This is a genomic window from Xenorhabdus miraniensis (assembly GCF_002632615.1).
In genome coordinates this window covers 1-1583 of the sequence record NZ_NITZ01000073.1, presented here as the reverse complement: position 1 = coordinate 1583, position 1583 = coordinate 1, and the positions used below count along the sequence as shown (strand labels likewise).

At 37.9% G+C, this 1583-nt stretch carries 2 protein-coding genes and 1 pseudogene; 1 reads left to right on the top strand and 2 read right to left on the bottom strand.

Translation table 11 applies throughout. The annotated features are described in order from the left end of the window. The first annotated feature begins 263 nt into the window (after positions 1-263). Positions 264-437 carry a hypothetical protein gene (locus Xmir_RS26040; RefSeq protein ID WP_167386044.1) on the top strand — a complete coding sequence of 58 codons (174 nt, stop codon included), beginning with the start codon at positions 264-266 and terminating at the stop codon, positions 435-437. 144 nt (positions 438-581) lie between these two features. Here Xmir_RS26040 and Xmir_RS22050 read toward each other — a convergent pair whose 3' ends face one another. Continuing rightward, complete coding sequence (locus tag Xmir_RS22050; protein WP_099116098.1) at positions 582-788, bottom strand: helix-turn-helix transcriptional regulator; 207 nt, start codon at positions 786-788, stop codon at positions 582-584. A 581-nt stretch (positions 789-1369) separates the two neighbouring features. Then, positions 1370-1583: pseudogene (locus Xmir_RS22045) on the bottom strand (tyrosine-type recombinase/integrase); the annotation flags it as partial.

The window sequence follows — 1583 nt, the reverse complement described above, 5'->3', positions numbered from 1 at the left end:
AACAGATTTCCCCAATGGTACATAGCGGATTGCTTCACGGTTTGGATAAATTCGAGCGGTTTTTGGCTGCCTGATTTATCCAAAGATGTAAATTTAGGGCGAGTTTGGTTATGCTGTGTATTAGCCATTATCGTTACTCCAATTAACGGTTATTGGTCAGACGCCCTGTATGTGTTGCGAGCACTATGGGGCGTTGTTTTATTTGGTTACTAAAATTAAAATGGTCATTATCATGTAATTTAAAATATCCCTAGGTAATTACCATGTCAACACAAAAAGAAAAGCGATCTCCCCAATACCAAATGAGATTGACGGAAGAATTCAGACAACAACTTGAAGAACAAGCAAAAACCGATGGTGATGCTTCTCTTGCTACATGGATCAAGCGCATACTCCGTAAAGAACTCCAATCACGCGGCATTGAACCCAAAGGTTGAACCAACCGACAGTTAATCAGGAGGATAGCTCCCATGCCGCTATCCTTTTGTTGTTTAAATAATAATTGCAAAACTTGCATATCTCTTAATGAAAGAATTATCTGCATTGTGAACTAATGCACCAAAATTCAGGCCAGTACTTTATCAGGCACGAGACTCAGCAATCCGTTGATCTACCCAGCCATCAATTTCTGATTCAACAAACGCCACCGAACGAGGGCCGATTTTGATTTGTTTCGGGAATTTATCTTCTTTAATAAGCCTGTAGATCCATGCCTTGCTGTAGCCTGTTCTGCGCTGAACTTCTGGCAGGCGAATAAGACTTTCTTTAGATGTTGTAATTGTTGGCATGTATACCCCCTGTTATCGAATCCTTGAAATGCCTTGGTAGACGTTATTTGATGACAGAGGATTATTTAAAAATTCTGTTTAATTGAAAGTGTAAACTACTTATGCAATTTATAGAATTAATTGCCACTTATTGACTGGATAAAAAACAGACTCTTGTGCCACGGGCACACTTGAATGAAAAGCCATCAAAGGTATAGCTATAATATCAAAGATGAGTTGAACTAAATACATATAACATATTGAATTTAATTTATATTTTTTAATATTGCTTTTATTGTGTAAAAAACAAACTTTGTTGCCCCGGACAACAAAGTTTAAAAAAGCGTCATATTTATGGTTGCGATAACAAGATTAACTGTACTAAGGACAAAATAAAGAATTGACAAAATTAGAGTGCGTGATTTTATCTGTTTATGTATTGTCTGAAAAACAGGCTATATTGGCACTGCCAGCAAAGGATAAAAAATCACCATATAATAATTGTTATACTATAAATCGTGTGAAAAGTAGCCTCTGTTGGCAGTGCCAACAAAGTCCAAAAAATAATCATACACTCAGTACGTTCTGGATATTATTCAATATTATTTCCGACGTTTTTTCGCAAAATCATACGGTGTGATATGCTTTTCCCGGTTGGCATCCAGATAATCGGCCCACCACTGAACCATCAGTCGCCGTTCATCCAGATGCTTAGACGTGTGAATATAGGCGGCTCTGACGTTTTTTCTTTCTACATGGCTTAACTGGCGTTCGATGGCGTCATCGTTCCATAATCCTGATTCACCCATCGCACCG

What these genes read in the sequence shown, in the direction of transcription:
- Xmir_RS26040 (WP_167386044.1), top strand. Translation starts at nt 264, where the DNA reads ATGTCAACACAAAAAGAAAAGCGATCTCCCCAATACCAAATGAGATTG.
- Xmir_RS22050 (WP_099116098.1), bottom strand. Translation starts at nt 788, where the DNA reads ATGCCAACAATTACAACATCTAAAGAAAGTCTTATTCGCCTGCCAGAA.